The organism is Paraburkholderia sp. D1E (assembly GCF_052682275.1).
This window is the reverse complement of sequence record NZ_JBQYMB010000001.1, coordinates 8,827,448-8,842,077: the sequence shown is the minus strand read 5'-3', so window position 1 is coordinate 8,842,077 and position 14,630 is coordinate 8,827,448. Positions and strand designations below refer to the sequence as shown.

Here is a 14,630-nt window from a genome sequence, read left to right as displayed (position 1 = left end):
TGCCGATTGGCTGCACCGCGCTTTGCTGCGCGTTACACTCAACGTTTTATCGCCGCGCGGGCGCGGCACAATTCAGGAAACGGAGAACGGGATGAGTTACGTATTTGCACCCGCACCGGTGGTCGCGGTGCCGGTCGTGGGGTCCAGCGAGCAGTTCGCGGTGCGTCGCATCTACTGCGTGGGTCGCAATTACGAGGCGCACGCGCGCGAGATGGGGCACGATCCCGACCGCGAACCGCCGTTCTTCTTCGCCAAGCCCGCCGATGCCGTGCTGTACGTCGCGCCTGGCGCGACCGGCGAATTTCCCTATCCGACGCAATCGAAGAACGTTCACTTCGAGATGGAGCTGGTGGCGGCGATCGGAAAAGGCGGCAAGAACATTCCTGCGGAAAGCGCGCTCGACCACGTGTACGGCTATGCGCTCGGTCTCGACATGACGCGCCGCGATCTGCAGGCCGAAGCGAAGAAGCTGGGCCGTCCGTGGGATACCGCGAAGGGTTTCGATCACTCTGCGCCGCTCGGCCCGATTCATCCGGCAACGACGGTCGGCCATGTCGGGAAGGGTACGATCTGGTTGTTGGTGAACGGTGAGGAAAAGCAGAATTCTGACGTGTCGCAACTGATCTGGTCGGTGGCGGAGACGATCGCCTATCTGTCGACGCTGTTCGAACTGCAACCGGGCGATCTGATTTTCACCGGCACGCCGGAAGGTGTCGGCGCGGTGGTGCAGGGCGACCTCATGAAAGGCGGCGTAGACGGGCTCGGCGAGCTCAGCGTACGCGTCGTCTGAAGCGCGGTTGGAGGAGACACACAACATGAAGCTTTACAGCTATTTCCGTAGCTCGGCGTCCTATCGCGTGCGCATCGCGCTGAACGTGAAAAATCTGCCGTACGAGTACGTGCCGGTGCACCTCGTGCGCGATGGCGGTGAGCAGTTGAAGTCCGAGTACCGCAAGGTGAATGTGGACGGTATCGTGCCCACGTTTGTCGACGGCAACGAAGTGATGCCGCAGTCGCTCGCGATCATCGAGTATCTGGAGGAAACGCATCCCGAGCCGCCGCTATTGCCCGGCACGCCGGCCGACCGCGCGTATGTGCGCTCGGTAGCGTTGCAAGTGGCGTGCGAGATTCACCCGATCAACAATTTGCGCGTGCTGAAATACCTGAAACATACGCTGCGTGTCGACGACGATGCGAAAGACGCGTGGTACAGGCATTGGATCGAAGCAGGCTTTGCGACGCTCGAGGCGCATCTGGCGGGCGATCCGCGCACCGGCAAGCTGTGCTTCGGCGACACCCCCACGTTGGCCGACGCATGTCTGATTCCTCAGGTGTTCAACGCGCAGCGCTTCAAGGTCGACACAGCGAAGTTTCCGACGATTCAGCGCATCTATGATCACGCGATGCAACTCGATGCGTTTGCTCATGCGGCACCTGGTGCGCAGCCCGACGCGGAATGATGCTGTGATTTGAATGAAAAAAGGGCGCTCGGAAGTGAAGAGCGCCCTTTTTGCTTGTCCCGCGACAACCGCTGCGGTGTTCAACCGCCCAGCAACGCGTCCGAAAACTCTTCTGCGCTGAACGGCTGGAGGTCCTCGACCTTTTCGCCGACGCCGATGAAGTACACCGGGACCGGGCGCTGACGCGCAATCGCCGCGAGAATGCCGCCCTTCGCTGTGCCGTCGAGCTTGGTGACGATCAGGCCGGTGAGGCCGAGCGCGTCGTCGAAGGCTTTTACTTGCGTGAGGGCATTCTGGCCGGTGTTCGCATCGATCACCAGCAGCACCTCATGCGGCGCGCCATCTTGCGCCTTGCCGATCACGCGCTTCACCTTGCGCAGCTCTTCCATAAGATGCAGCTGGGTCGGCAGGCGGCCGGCCGTGTCCGCCATCATGACGTCGATCTTGCGTGCACGCGCGGCGCCGACCGCGTCGAAAATTACGGCCGCCGGGTCGCCGCTTTCCTGCGACACCACCGTCACGTTGTTGCGCTGGCCCCAGATCGCCAGTTGCTCGCGCGCGGCGGCGCGGAAGGTGTCGCCCGCAGCCAGCAGCACCGACTGATCAAAGCTTTGCAGATGCTTGGCGAGCTTGCCGATGCTGGTGGTTTTGCCCGCCCCGTTGACGCCTGCGATCATCATGACCAGCGGTTGCGCGCGGCCGAGCATGAGCGATTTTTCCAGTGGTTTGAGCAGGTCGATCAGCAGCGTGCGCAGCGCCGCTTTCACCTGCTGGGGATCGGTGAGGCGCTCGCTGCGCACTTTCTCGCGCAGCGATTCGAGCAGAAACTCGGTGGCTTCGACGCCTGCATCCGACATCAGCAGCGCGGTTTCGAGTTCTTCGTACAGATCCTCGTCAATCTTCGCGCCGACGAAAATGCCCGTCAGGCTCGAGCTCGTTTTCGACAGACCGGTTTTCAGGCGAGTCAGCCATGAGCGCTTCGCGCTCGCGTCCTGCATGGGCGGGGGGACGATTTCAACCGTTTCGGGCGCGGGCGCTTCGGGTTCCGGCTCATTGGCGGGCTGGGCGGTAGCCGGTTGCGTATTGGCACTAACCGGAGCAGCCGGCCGTGGCGCCGACGGCGCGACGGGCTCTGCCGGCACCTCAACTGCGGGTTCGGGCGCCAAGGCTTCTGGCGCCGTCTGCGATTCTTCTGGCGCGTTATCGGACTCTTTCGAACCCTTGAATCGTTTGAAAAAGCTGAACATGATCTGGCATGGTGAGAGCGCGCGCCGATGCGCGTAGCCGGGACGGGCCCGGTGGGAGCGGCAGGCAGCGTTGCGATGCGGGATGCAAGGCGCTGGAAGCCGCACATTTTATCAGGCGCGCCGCCGCCCGTCGTATCGGCTGAACGGCCAGGCTGGACGCCGTGCGCCCCTGTGGTAACGTTGGCGCTCCAACCCGCACGCATCGGCGTCGCGGGCGTTCCTATAACGTAATCGAAACTGCATGCCCCGTTCTGCTCCTTCACGCGCCCATGGCGCTTCGTCCAAAGGCGGCAAGCCGCACGCCATTCGGATCATCGGCGGCGACTGGAAGCGCACGCCATTGCCCGTGCTCGACCTCGACGGCTTGCGCCCCACGCCCGACCGCGTCCGCGAAACTCTGTTCAACTGGCTCGGCCAACGGCTGGAGGGCCAGCGCTGCCTCGATCTGTTCGCCGGCAGCGGGGCGCTCGGCTTCGAGGCCGCCTCGCGCGGCGCAGCGCGAGTGTTGATGGTCGAGCGCAATGCACGGGCCGCCAAACAGTTGCGTGCGAACCAGGAACGCCTGTCGGCGCGTACGATCGAAATCGCGGAAGCCGACGGCTTGCGCCTCGCGGCGAGTCTCGCACCTGGGTCGTTTGACGTGGTTTTCCTCGATCCGCCGTTCGGTGGCGATCTGCTCGACAAGGCGCTTGCGCTGGCCGTTCCGTTGCTGAGCCCTGAAGGCTTTCTGTATGTAGAAGCAGGTGACGCACTCGAGCTAGATGGGAACGAGACGCTCGCCGGCTGGGAAATCGTGCGGCAAGGCAAAGCGGGCGCTGTCCACTTTCATTTGCTGCAGCGCGAAAATAAGGAATAATGCGCGTTCCAAAACAAGCAGCGGGCGGGTTACCGTCACGCGTGCGGTCGGTGCCAAATGCGTCGCGTGGACGCTTTGACGTGCCCCTTTGTCTGAAGAGAGGAGAAGTCTCATGGTAGTCGCCGTGTACCCGGGCACGTTCGACCCGCTGACGCGCGGTCACGAAGACCTCGTTCGACGCGCGTCGAGCATTTTTGACACGCTGGTGGTGGGTGTTGCCGACAGCCGCAACAAGAAGCCGTTCTTCACACTGAAAGAGCGTCTCGATATCGCTCATGAAGTGCTCGGGCACTACCCGAACGTTCAGGTGATGAGCTTCAAAGGGCTATTGAAGGACTTTGTCCGCAGCAATAACGCGCGGGTGATCGTGCGTGGCCTGCGCGCCGTCTCGGACTTCGAATATGAGTTCCAGATGGCCGGCATGAACCGCTATCTGCTGCCGGACGTCGAAACCATGTTCATGACGCCGTCCGATCAATATCAGTTCATCTCCGGCACCATCGTGCGTGAAATCGCGCAACTGGGCGGCGACGTCAGCAAGTTCGTATTCCCGTCGGTCGAACAATGGCTGAAGGAGAAGGTTGCTGCGCTGGATCCGGATGACGGTGTCTCGGCGGGGCAACCGTAACCGGCGTAAACTGTCAGATTGACGGATCAAAGCTGGCTTTGGCCGGCGCGAAGTGAGAGAAGTATGGCCTTGATGATTACCGACGAGTGCATCAATTGCGACGTGTGCGAGCCCGAGTGCCCGAACGACGCGATTTCGATGGGCTCGGAAATCTACGTGATCGACCCGAAGAAATGCACCGAGTGTGTCGGCCATTTTGATGAACCTCAGTGTATTCAGGTCTGCCCGGTCGAGTGCATTCCACGCGACCCTGAACACCTGGAGACGGCGGAAGGTTTGATGGCGAAGTACCACGCATTGCAGGTTGCGAAGGGCGCGTGAGCGTTGAATGATAGAAAACGGCGAGGCGCTTGCCTCGCCGTTTTCTTTTGCCGCGCCGTTTTGTATTGCGCGAAGTTATCCCGATCGTTATCCGATTGTCATCCGACGTAAGCGCTGAAGATGTCGCGCAGTGCATCCAGCAGAATGTCGCATTCGGCGTCGGTGCCGACCGAGATTCGCAGATGCTGCTCGATTCGCGCCGCCTTGAAGTGGCGCACGAAGATTGCCTTTTCCCTTAGCCGTGCCACGAGCGTCGCTGCATCGTAGCCTTCGTGGCGCGCGAACAGCAGATTCGCCGCCGACGGCACCACCTCGAAGCCCAGTGCCGTCAAGCCTGCCGCCAGCCGCTCACGGCTAGCAATCACTTTGGCGCAGTTGTCGCGGAACCAGGCATCGTCCTCGTATGCCGCGACGGCCGCGACTTGCGCCAGCCGGTCGAGCGGATACGAGTTGAAGCTGTCCTTCACGCGGTTCAGGGCGCCGATCAACTCCGGATGGCCGAACGCAAGGCCGATGCGCATACCGGCCAGCGAGCGCGACTTCGATACCGTTTGAATGACCAGCAGGTTGGGATAGCGGTCGATCAGCGTGATGGCCGATTCGGCGCCGAAATCGACATAGGCCTCATCGATCACCACGACCGATTCGGTGTTTCTCGCCACCAGACGTCCGATATCGGCGAGCGGCAGCGGTCGTCCTGTCGGCGCGTTCGGGTTGGGGAGCAGTACACCGCCGTTAGGTGCTGTGTAGTCGTCGACATGGATGGCGAAGCTGTCGTCGAGCGCGATGGTCCGATAGTCGACTTCAAAGAGCCGCGCGTAGGTTGGGTAGAAGCTGTACGTGATATCCGGGAACAGCAGCGGTTTATCGTGTTTCAGCAAGGCCTGAAATGTGAGCGCGAGCACTTCGTCCGAGCCGTTGCCTGCGAACACCTGTTCCGGGCGAATGCCGTGGTACGCGGCAACCGTTTCGCGCAACTTGCGCGCCGTCGGGTCAGGATAGCGCCGCAGCGACTCGCCCGCGTCGCCCAGTTCTCGCCGGATCGCCTCAAGCACGCGCGGCGAGGGGGGATACGGATTCTCGTTGGTGTTCAGCTTTACCGGATGCGCAGCAACGGGCTGCTCGCCCGGCACATACGGCGTCAGACGGTGAACGATGTCACTCCAGTAGCGGCTCAAGCGATTCTCCTGTCGATGGCGAAACGGCGAAACGGCGAAACGGCGAAACGGCGAAACGGCGAAACGGCGAAACGGCGAAACGGCGAAACGGACCCGGGTGCGTGGATGTGAACGCGGGGCGCTCAGGGATTGCGATGCAACTGCATCATCGCCCGCTCGAGCTCGCCTTTGATGATCTGTGGCATCACAGCCAGCGCACGCTCGATCGACGCGTCGATCACATCCTGTTCTTCTCGCCGCGGCGGCTTCAGCACGTAATTGGCGACATCCGGCTTGGCGCCGGCGCGCGCGCTTTCGGGAATCAGGTCGCGCGGATGGCCGATGCCGATTCGCAGCCGCCAATACTGTTGCGATGAAAGATGCGCGGTGATGTCTTTCAGCCCATTATGGCCGCCGCTGCCTCCGCCTAGCTTCAGCTTGACGCTGCCGGGCGGCATGTCGAGTTCGTCGTGTGCGACCAGAATTTCGTCCGGAAGAATCTTGAAGAACTGCGCCACCGCTACGACCGATTGTCCCGAGCGGTTCATATACGTTTGTGGTTCCAGCAGATGCACTTCTTCGCCGTGAAGCCGTGCCTTCGCGTAGAAACCGTGGAAGCGCCGTTCATCGCGCAGCGTCGTACCTGCTTCGCGCGCCAATTGATCGACTAGCCAGAAGCCAGCATTGTGGCGCGTCGCGGTATATTCGGCGCCCGGATTGCCGAGTCCGACGATCAGCTTGATCATGATTGCGTAGGTCCATCTGGCCCGGGAGCGGAATGCAGCCGAGTCGAAAAAAACCGAAAAAAAACCCGCCGGGGCGAACCTCGGCGGGTCACATCGACCGTTTCACTGAAACGGATCGAGAGGATTGCTCGCTCAGTGCAGCTTAAGCAGCCGGCGTTTCGCCTTCGCTTGCAGCAGCAGCGTCGCCTTCAGCGATTGCGCCAGCCGGGATCGTTGCAGCTGCGATGACCGGGTTTTCTGCTTCAACGTGAGCAACCAGTGCGACGCCTGCCGGCAGGACGATGTCCTTGGCATGCAGCGAGTGACCAGCTTCGATCGTCGCGAGGTCGACTTCGAGGAATTCCGGCAGTGCCGACGGCAGGCACTCGATTTCGATTTCGTTGAGGACGTGCGAGATCACCGCGCTCGACAGCTTCACTGCCGGGTTGGTTTCCTGATTCATGAAGTGCAGCGGCACCTTGGTGTGCAGCTTCTTCTTCGCGTCGACACGTTGGAAGTCCACGTGCAGCACGAGCTGACGGAACGGGTGGTATTGCACGTCGCGCAGCAGAACCTGTTGCGACTTGCCGGCCACTTCCAGTTCGAGGATCGACGAATGGAAAACTTCTTTCTTCAGCGCGTGCCACAGTGCGTTGTGGTCCAGTTCGACCAATTGCGTGTCAGCACCAGCGCCATATACGATGCCCGGGGTCTTGCCCGAGATACGCAGGCGGCGGCTCGCACCCGTACCTTGCAGGGAACGCTCGAAAGCGACTACTTTCATGTTGAATCTCCAATGCACTGCCCGCGACCAGGCAGTAAAAACGGGGCCTCCAAGCCGTTATGGCTGAGGCCCCAGAGCGATGGCACGAACCTTCGTTCGTTCATGCCAATTGTGCAAAAGCGCAGCGTGCGGTACTGCAATGCACGTTGCGCCTTCGCAAATACTTAACTTTCAGCGAACAGCGACATCACCGAATCACCGCGGCGAATCCGCGAGAACGTTTCGGCAAGCAGGCCGGCACTGGTCAACGAACGGATCTTGGCGCACGAGCGGGCTTCTTCGCCGAGCGGGATCGTATCGGTAACAACGAGTTCGTCGAGTGCCGAAGCTGCAATACGCTCGCCTGCACCGCCCGACAGAACCGGGTGGGTGGCGTAAGCGAATACCTGCTTCGCACCGCGTTCCTTCAAAACCTGAGCCGCCTTGCAAAGCGTGCCAGCGGTGTCGACCATGTCGTCCATGATCACGCAGGTGCGGCCTTCAACTTCACCGATGATGTTCATCACTTCGGCAACGTTCGCCTTCGGGCGGCGTTTGTCGATGATCGCGAGATCGCAATTCAGTTGCTTGGCCAATGCACGGGCACGCACCACGCCGCCGACATCCGGCGAAACGACCAGCAGGTTCTCGTAGTTCTGCTTGCGCAGATCGCCGAGCAGCACGGGCGTAGCGTAGATATTGTCGACCGGAATGTCGAAGAAGCCTTGAATCTGGTCGGCGTGCAGATCCATCGTAATGATCCGCTCGACGCCGGCGATTTCCAGCATGTTCGCCACGATCTTCGCCGAGATGGCGACGCGCGCCGAACGCGGGCGTCGATCTTGACGGGCATAACCGAAGTAGGGGATGGCTGCGGTGATCCGGCCAGCGGATGCACGCTTGAGCGCATCGACCATGATCATCAGTTCCATCAGATTGTCATTCGCCGGCGCGCAGGTGGACTGAAGGACGAAGACATCCTTGCCACGCACGTTTTCCTGAATCTCGACCTGGATTTCGCCGTCTGAGAAACGGCTAACCATTGCTTTGCCGAGGGGAATACCGAGGATTTTGACGACTTCCTGTGCAAGCGCGGGATTTGCGTTGCCAGTAAAAACCATCAGGCCGTCATGGCTGCTCATCGTGCACCTACTTCAGGCTGGGGGCGAGGGAAATGCGAGAATTTTTGGCAGGGGAGGAAGGAGTCGAACCTTCGAATGCCGGAATCAAAATCCGGTGCCTTAACCAACTTGGCGACTCCCCTACACTAACTTTGAGCTTCACCGGACGAGGGACCGTTCGACGATGCAAAACTTATGACGCGAAAGTAAAGAGTGGATGCTGATCGAGACTTGCAGTTACTGCGCTGCTCCATTCGCCGGGCAGTTTGGCTTGCGCCGCTTCTGCTTCAGCTTTGCTACGGAACGCTGCAAATACACTTGCACCTGATCCAGACATCCGCGCTGGTGCAATGTTCTCAAACCATCGCAGCACTTGCGCTACTTCCGCGTATTTTCCCACGACAACCTGCTGCATGTCATTCCGGCCAAAACTTTCTGGCCATTCAGTGTTGCAGCTAAGTTCTGCAGGAAAGTCCGTAATTATGAGGGGTTTCGAGTCTCTTGTCAACGTTTTTTCGGAGAAAATCGCTGCAGTCGGAACGTGAACCCTCGGCGTCACTACCAGGAAATGACGCGGCGGCAATTGTACAACGTCTAATGCTTCTCCAACACCCTGGGCGAATGCATTTTTCCCAAAAATAAAAAATGGCACGTCCGCGCCGAGTTTCAACGCCAGCGCCTGCAACTCCAGGCGCGGCAAGTCGAGCTTCCAGAGGCGATTCAGCGCGAGCAGCGTGGTGGCCGCGTCGGAGCTGCCCCCGCCGAGGCCCGCACCCATTGGCAGGCGTTTGTCGATTTCGATATCGACGCCCTCGGGCGAACCTGTGTGCGCCTTCAGGAGCGTTGCTGCGCGCACGGTCAGATCGTGTTCCGGCGGCACGTCGGCGATTTCGGTGCTGCGCGTAATGAGGCCGTCGTCGCGCCGCTTGAAGTGCAGGGTGTCGCCCCAGTCGAGTAACTGGAAGACGGTTTGCAGCGTGTGATAGCCATCTGGCCGGCGGCCGGTGATGTGCAGGAAGAGGTTGAGTTTCGCTGGCGCGAGGCAATCGCGCAGCGAATCGGTGGTTTCAATCATGAGTCAGGGCTACATGCGCCATAGCGGCGCCGAAGAAGCGGCAAGGGTTGCGCGAACAGACGCGACTACTGATCCAGTACGAGCTTGATGTCGAGCGGCGGTTCCGAGCGGATCAGATTCAAGCGCTTCACGCCAGTGGCCGGCGCGTCGGCATAGGCCAGGTAATCGATCGTCCAGCCGTCCTGCGTGATCTGCTTCAGACGCGAGGGCTGTTCCGGATCTTTCTCGGTCCTGGCGCGTGAAGTCGGCGCCGGCGAAGGCTGCAACCAGTAGCGCAGCCCTTCAACCGGCAGCGAGAAGCCGAGCGCGTTCTGCATCAGCGTGGAGACATTGTCGGCGGTGAGCGGTTGGCGGTTCGGCAGTTCGAGCGTGGCCGAAGCCGGCGACGAAGTCACGACCGCCAGCGTCTGGCCGAGCGGATTGCGCAATTGCAGGGTGACCGTGTCACCCGTTTCCTGCCAGGTGAAGTTGCCGTAGGCATTGCGCTGCTGGCCGTTCTGATCGTTGTACTGGATCGCGAAACGGCCCTGATAAGCGCGTGTGGTCTGCGCAGTGACGGACGTCGCCGCGTTCGACGTGGACGGCCCTTGCGGCTTCACCGATGCACAACCGGCCAACGCGACAACCGCTGCCGCTACGAATCCGAGCGCCGCGCCACGCGGCACTCGGGGATAGGAGATCAAGCGGGAAAGACGCATCAAAGATCGTTCACCTGAAGTCGTTGCAGCGTTTTAACCAGCGTGTCGTTGTCCGGTTCGAGCTTGCGCGCGTCGCGGAAGGCGGCGCGAGCCTGATCCTGCGCTCCGGTTTTCCACAACACTTCCCCGAGGTGCGCGCCGATTTCGGCGTTCGGCTGGAGATCGTAAGCTTTGCGCAGCAGCTTGATTGCGTCCGACGTATCGCCCATCCGGTACTTGACCCAGCCCACGCTGTCCATGATGAAGGCGTCGTTCGGCGCCAGCGACGAGGCCTTCTCGACCAGCTTGTCCGCTTCCGGCAGGCGCTGATTACGATCGGCCAGCGAATAGCCGAGCGCGTTGTATGCCTGCGGGTTGTCGGGCTGCGTCTGAATCAGCTTGCGCAGTTGCGCTTCCATGACATCGTAATGGCCGGTCTTTTCGGCTGCCATGGCGTAGTCGTAGGTCAGATCGGGATCGTCCGGGAAATTCGCGGTTGCTTGTTGCAAGCGTGTTTCCGCCTCCGGGTAGCGTTTCGCGTCGAACAGAATGGCCGCGTCGGTGCGTGCAATCAGCGCCTGGTCGCGCGGATCGGGTGCCTGCAAGCCGGCCAGCAGCTTGCGCGCGTCTTCAGACTTGCCTTGCTTGGCGAGCAATTGCGCACGCGTGATCTGCGCCGGCACGTATTGCTGGCTCGACGGCGAAACCTTGTTCAACCAGTCGCCCGCCGCCGCTTCGTTCTTCTGCTCGAGCGAGAGTTGCGCAAGATAGATATACGCCTGGCCCGGATCGGCGCCCGGCGTTTTTTCGGCTTGCTGCGCATACTGGGTGAGGTAAGTTTGCGCCTCGTTGAAATTCTTCTGCTGGATCTTGATTAGCGCGAGCGCCATCAGCGGCGTGAGGTCGGCCGCGTTGTTCTTGTGCATGATCTCGAACTGCTTCTGCGCGTCGTCCAGACGGTCGCTCGCGAGGTACATCTGCGCGAGCGCGAGACGCGCGTCATGCGATTTCGGATTCTGTTGCACGTACTTTTCGAGCGACGCAATGCCTTCCTTGCGCTCCTCCGGGCCCATTTGCGACAGCATCAGCGCGGCCGGCAAATAATCCGGCTTGAGCGTGAGCGCCTGCTCGAGCGACTTCCGCGCGCCCGGCGCGTCGTCGGAAACGAGCTGCTGGCGCGCGATGGCCAGTTGCGCTTCCGGCCGGTTCAGGTCGTCTTTCAGCAGGTCTTGCAACACATGCAAGCCGCCGATCCGGTTCGGACCACGTGAGAGCAGCAACTGCAGGGCCAGAATCGCGCTGCCGCGATTGTCCGCGGGCACTTTTGAGAGTTCACGAGCAAGGATCGGCTCGGCGTCGTCAGGCTTGCCGGACAGCACCAGCAGCGACGCGTCGAGTTGCGCCGCGCGTTCCGAATCCGGCGCATACTGCTGCCACAATTGCGCAGCGGCTAGAGCGTCCGACGGGCTTTGCGCGGCCAGCGCGATCTCCGTGGCGCGTTGCGCCATGCGTGGATCGTGCGTGTCGCGCGCTAGCGCGAGATAGGTCTGGTAGGCGGGCGCCGGCTGGTCGCGTTGCAGGGCGACTTCAGCGGCGAGCACCTGGAATACGATCTGGCTGGACAGCGGCACGCCCGGCAGAGACTTCTGGTCTTCTGCCGTCGCCGGGCCGAGCGGGTCCGGCAGGGTGACGGAGGTGTCATCCGAGTCCGGCGATGGATCCTGCGCGTGCGCGGGCACGGCGGCCATCGCCCAGACGGCGAGTGCGGCGGCACCGAGCATGCGTCGAGCGGATACGGCGTGCGGCACGCGGGATGCGCTAGCCGGGCGCTTCGAAAACAGCTTCACGAAGGACAAGTTCATGGAAATCCGTTCAATGTTTCGGACGATTGTAACGCGCTCGCTACAATAAGCGCACAACCACTCACGCAAGTTGCAGACCAGTTAGACATGCCAGAGTTGCCAGAAGTTGAGGTTACCCGAAGGGGAATCGAACCGTATGTGTCCGGCCGCAAGGTTGAACGCGTCGATGTGCGTACGCCCGCGCTGCGTTGGCCGATTCCGGCGGACCTTGCGAAAACCTTGCGCGGCAGCGTGGTGCGCAAGGTTGAGCGGCGCGGCAAGTATCTGCTGTTCGAAGTCGACGCCGGCTGGTTCATTGTGCATCTGGGCATGACCGGCACGCTGCGTGTGCTGCGCCATCTGCCGCAGCCGCCGGCCGCGGCGAAACACGATCACGTCGACTGGATTTTCGACGAATTCATTTTGCGCTATCGCGATCCGCGGCGCTTTGGTGCTGTGCTGTGGCACGCGCGTGAAGCCGGCGACGTGGCTCGAGCACCCGCTGCTCGCGGGCCTCGGTGTTGAGCCGTTTTCGCCGGCATTCTCCGGCGCGTTGATGCACAGGCTCACGCGCGGGCGCAAGGTGTCAGTGAAGCAGGCGTTGCTGGCGGGCGAGATCGTGGTCGGCGTGGGTAATATCTACGCGTCCGAAAGCCTCTTTCGCGCCGGTATCCGGCCCACCACCGCAGCGGGCCGCGTCTCGCTCGTGCGCTACGGTCTGCTGGCGGACGCAGTGCGCGTCACGCTCGCCGCCGCGATCGAGAAGGGCGGCAGCACGCTGCGCGATTTCGTCGGCAGCGATGGCGAAAGTGGTTACTTCCAGCTCGACTATTTCGTCTATGATCGCGCGGGGCTGCCATGCCGCGTGTGTGGAACGCCGATCAAACAGATCGTGCAGGGGCAGCGTTCTACGTATTTCTGTCCCACCTGCCAGCGCTAACTTTTCAATGCCTTCTCGTTTAAGCCCATCTGTCCCGTCCGCTGTGCCTGCTTTCCCGGTCATGTCCGATTTTTCCACGCGGCTGATTGCGTGGCAGCGCCAGCATGGCCGTCACGACCTGCCATGGCAGAACACGCGTGATCCATATCGCATCTGGCTGTCGGAAATCATGCTGCAGCAGACTCAGGTATCGACGGTGATGCCGTACTACGCAAAGTTTCTTGCACGTTGTCCGGATGTTGCCTCGCTCGCCGCCGCGCCGGCAGACGATGTGATGGCGTTGTGGGCAGGCCTCGGCTATTACTCGCGCGCACGCAATCTGCACCGCTGCGCGCAGGTGGTGGTCGAGCAGCATGGCGGCGCATTTCCCGCCTCGGCCGACGAACTCGCCGAATTGCCTGGCATCGGCCGCTCGACGGCGGCGGCGATCGCCTCATTCGCGTTCGGCGCGCGCGCCACGATTCTCGATGGCAACGTGAAGCGCGTGTTGGCGCGTGTATTCGGCGTCGAAGGCTTTCCGGGTGAAAAGAAAGTCGAGAACGCGATGTGGACGCTGGCGGAATCGCTGCTGCCGTCGAACGTATCGGACGACGGTGTCAGCGCGTACACGCAAGGCCTGATGGACCTCGGTGCAACGTTGTGTGTGCGCGGCAAGCCGGACTGCCTGCGCTGCCCGTTCGCCGTCGACTGCGTGGCGAACGTCTCGGGGCGTCAGCGTGAACTGCCCGCCGCACGGCCGAAGAAAGCTGTGCCGACGCGCCGCACATGGATGCTGGTGCTGCGCGATGGTAACGCCGTGATGCTGGAAAAGCGTCCGCCTTCGGGTATCTGGGGCGGCTTGTGGAGCCTGCCCGAAGCCACCGACGAAGCCACGCTCGCCGAGCGTGCGCGCGCGTTTGGTGGCGACGGAGCGGTCTCGCCGCTCGCGCCGCTTACGCACGTCTTCACGCATTTCAAGCTGGATATCGAGCCGCGCCTCGCTGAACTGGATCGCGGTGTCGGCGCATTGGCCGCGCCAGGCGATGCGGACACGGCGTGGGTCGCGTTAAGCGATCTCGATTCGTTCGGTGTGCCCGCACCGGTGCGCAAACTGTTGAATAGTCTGCACGGTTCGCTGTTGTAGCAGATCCCGGGCAAAAAGCACGTCGAAATCAGAGCAGCTGATGCTGCTGCATATAGTGATGAACCACGTCGATTCGCGCGCCGGCGTCCTGCAATTCCATCAGTTTTTGCCTTGCACGAAGGGCGATCGGCAGTACTTCCGCGAGCCGGTTCGACACCCATGACGGATCTTCCAGCCTGAACGGCTCCGCGAACGGCAAGCTGTCCGGGTCGCGTTCACGGATCGTCGCGATGATCCGCTCAAGTACTTCCGCGCACGCGCCGAATTTGGCCAGTTGTTCATTGCCCTCAAGCGGTATGTCTTCTCCGAGGGGTTCGGCCATGCCGACCAGCAAGCCGCTGCTTTCCACGCGATGCGACAGCAGGCGAAACCGCCGCGTGCCGCGCGCTCGAATCAGCAGCATGCCGAAGGCTTCGACGTCGCACTCTTCGATTTCGGCGAGACAACCAATTGCTTCGGGCACCGAAGGCTCTTCTTCGCGCGCCACTTCTGCGCCGCTTTTCAGCAGACACACACCGAACGGCGTTTTTTCACGCAGACAGTCGCGCGCCATATCAAGGTAGCGCGCTTCGAAGATTTTCAGCGGCAGCAGTCCGCCGGGAAACAGCACCGTATGCAGCGGAAACAGCGGCACATCGGCAAGCACAGTAGAAGGCATGGCGCAACGCTTCGAGTTGAGGCCGCGGGGAGCGGCCG

Annotated in this window: 15 protein-coding genes, 1 tRNA gene and 1 pseudogene; 7 read left to right on the top strand and 10 right to left on the bottom strand. The window is 61.7% G+C overall.

From position 1 onward, the window contains the following. Positions 1 to 91: 91 nt before the first annotated feature. Positions 92 to 790: a fumarylacetoacetate hydrolase family protein gene (locus tag ACUN0E_RS39725; protein WP_445570037.1), complete on the top strand. Its 699-nt coding sequence runs from the start codon at positions 92 to 94 to the stop codon at positions 788 to 790. Between the two features lie 25 nt (positions 791 to 815). Continuing rightward, positions 816 to 1,460: a maleylacetoacetate isomerase gene (gene maiA, locus ACUN0E_RS39720; RefSeq protein ID WP_408339546.1), complete on the top strand. Its 645-nt coding sequence runs from the start codon at positions 816 to 818 to the stop codon at positions 1,458 to 1,460. Positions 1,461 to 1,540: 80 nt separating this feature from the next. Here the strand turns inward: maiA and ftsY are convergent, their stop codons facing one another. Next, positions 1,541 to 2,707, bottom strand: coding sequence for a signal recognition particle-docking protein FtsY (gene ftsY, locus ACUN0E_RS39715; protein WP_408508756.1), 1,167 nt, complete (start codon positions 2,705 to 2,707; stop codon positions 1,541 to 1,543). A 241-nt stretch (positions 2,708 to 2,948) separates the two neighbouring features. On the opposite strand from ftsY, the gene rsmD reads away from it, so the two are divergent. The 3 genes from rsmD to ACUN0E_RS39700 all read left to right on the top strand — a co-directional run bounded on the left by rsmD (position 2,949) and on the right by ACUN0E_RS39700 (position 4,512). Continuing rightward, positions 2,949 to 3,563: a 16S rRNA (guanine(966)-N(2))-methyltransferase RsmD gene (gene rsmD / locus ACUN0E_RS39710; RefSeq protein ID WP_408339541.1), complete on the top strand. Its 615-nt coding sequence runs from the start codon at positions 2,949 to 2,951 to the stop codon at positions 3,561 to 3,563. Positions 3,564 to 3,675: 112 nt separating this feature from the next. After that, positions 3,676 to 4,191, top strand: a complete 516-nt coding sequence (gene coaD, locus ACUN0E_RS39705) for a pantetheine-phosphate adenylyltransferase (RefSeq protein WP_408231932.1) — start codon at positions 3,676 to 3,678, stop codon at positions 4,189 to 4,191. A gap of 63 nt (positions 4,192 to 4,254) precedes the next feature. Then, positions 4,255 to 4,512 (top strand): YfhL family 4Fe-4S dicluster ferredoxin, encoded by a 258-nt coding sequence (locus ACUN0E_RS39700; protein ID WP_445570036.1) that lies wholly within the window; start codon positions 4,255 to 4,257, stop codon positions 4,510 to 4,512. A gap of 98 nt (positions 4,513 to 4,610) precedes the next feature. On the opposite strand, the gene hisC is transcribed toward ACUN0E_RS39700, so the two are convergent. From hisC to ACUN0E_RS39660, 8 genes are all read right to left on the bottom strand, one after another. Next, positions 4,611 to 5,690: a histidinol-phosphate transaminase gene (gene hisC / locus ACUN0E_RS39695; protein ID WP_445570035.1), complete on the bottom strand. Its 1,080-nt coding sequence runs from the start codon at positions 5,688 to 5,690 to the stop codon at positions 4,611 to 4,613. A 122-nt stretch (positions 5,691 to 5,812) separates the two neighbouring features. Continuing rightward, the gene (gene pth / locus ACUN0E_RS39690) at positions 5,813 to 6,415 is read right to left on the bottom strand and encodes an aminoacyl-tRNA hydrolase (protein WP_091796808.1); all 603 of its coding nucleotides are present in this window, start codon (positions 6,413 to 6,415) and stop codon (positions 5,813 to 5,815) included. A 142-nt stretch (positions 6,416 to 6,557) separates the two neighbouring features. Then, a complete protein-coding gene (locus ACUN0E_RS39685) occupies positions 6,558 to 7,178 on the bottom strand; it encodes a 50S ribosomal protein L25/general stress protein Ctc (RefSeq protein WP_408388198.1) in 621 nt (206 codons plus the stop codon). A 164-nt stretch (positions 7,179 to 7,342) separates the two neighbouring features. Beyond that, positions 7,343 to 8,299: a ribose-phosphate pyrophosphokinase gene (locus tag ACUN0E_RS39680; RefSeq protein WP_006048037.1), complete on the bottom strand. Its 957-nt coding sequence runs from the start codon at positions 8,297 to 8,299 to the stop codon at positions 7,343 to 7,345. A 45-nt stretch (positions 8,300 to 8,344) separates the two neighbouring features. Next, positions 8,345 to 8,421 (bottom strand) — tRNA-Gln (locus ACUN0E_RS39675). A 50-nt stretch (positions 8,422 to 8,471) separates the two neighbouring features. Further along, positions 8,472 to 9,353, bottom strand: a complete 882-nt coding sequence (gene ispE / locus ACUN0E_RS39670) for a 4-(cytidine 5'-diphospho)-2-C-methyl-D-erythritol kinase (RefSeq protein WP_408239613.1) — start codon at positions 9,351 to 9,353, stop codon at positions 8,472 to 8,474. 65 nt (positions 9,354 to 9,418) lie between these two features. Then, on the bottom strand, positions 9,419 to 10,051 hold the full coding sequence (gene lolB, locus ACUN0E_RS39665; RefSeq protein WP_445570034.1) for a lipoprotein insertase outer membrane protein LolB: 633 nt from the start codon (positions 10,049 to 10,051) through the stop codon (positions 9,419 to 9,421). Then, entirely contained in the window at positions 10,051 to 11,892 is a 1,842-nt protein-coding gene (locus ACUN0E_RS39660; protein WP_408239619.1) for a tetratricopeptide repeat protein, read from the bottom strand. Before ACUN0E_RS39660 ends, lolB begins: the two co-directional genes overlap by 1 nt. Before the next feature lie 87 nt (positions 11,893 to 11,979). On the opposite strand from ACUN0E_RS39660, the pseudogene mutM reads away from it, so the two are divergent. Together mutM and mutY are read left to right on the top strand one after the other, a co-directional pair. Next, positions 11,980 to 12,811, top strand: a pseudogene (mutM, locus tag ACUN0E_RS39655) (bifunctional DNA-formamidopyrimidine glycosylase/DNA-(apurinic or apyrimidinic site) lyase). Between the two features lie 7 nt (positions 12,812 to 12,818). Further along, complete coding sequence (gene mutY / locus ACUN0E_RS39650) at positions 12,819 to 13,934, top strand: A/G-specific adenine glycosylase (RefSeq protein ID WP_445570033.1); 1,116 nt, start codon at positions 12,819 to 12,821, stop codon at positions 13,932 to 13,934. A 28-nt stretch (positions 13,935 to 13,962) separates the two neighbouring features. On the opposite strand, the gene ACUN0E_RS39645 is transcribed toward mutY, so the two are convergent. Beyond that, positions 13,963 to 14,592, bottom strand: coding sequence for an LON peptidase substrate-binding domain-containing protein (locus tag ACUN0E_RS39645; RefSeq protein ID WP_408339524.1), 630 nt, complete (start codon positions 14,590 to 14,592; stop codon positions 13,963 to 13,965). Positions 14,593 to 14,630 lie beyond the last annotated feature (38 nt).